At 57.0% G+C, this 228-nt stretch carries 1 protein-coding gene; it reads right to left on the bottom strand.

The window, feature by feature from the left end:
• Nucleotides 1–21: 21 nt before the first annotated feature.
• Nucleotides 22–228, bottom strand: a 207-nt coding sequence (locus Q4563_RS23455; RefSeq protein ID WP_303606257.1) for a hypothetical protein, incomplete at its 5' end; no start/stop codon positions are given.

The following is a 228-nucleotide window of genomic DNA, read 5'->3' as shown; positions in this document are numbered from 1 at the left end:
ACGCAATTGTCACGTGCCGGATCAGAAGTTGCGCCAGATGTTGAAGGTTATGCCGATTGTTTTCTGCGTCGTTGAGCGGCCCTCGATCCCGAGGACCCAAGTGCTCTCCTTCACATCAAACATTATGCCCGGCGTCAGCGCCCAGCCAAATGGCTGACCCGCCATATAGGCGGTTTCAAGTTTGATCAGTGGACGGATGCGTGGCCCAGAGGACAGACCGGCCACGAG

Source organism: Gilvimarinus sp. 1_MG-2023, assembly GCF_030548285.1.
Note: the sequence above shows the minus strand (reverse complement) of the source record. Positions and strands in the feature narration are given on the sequence as shown.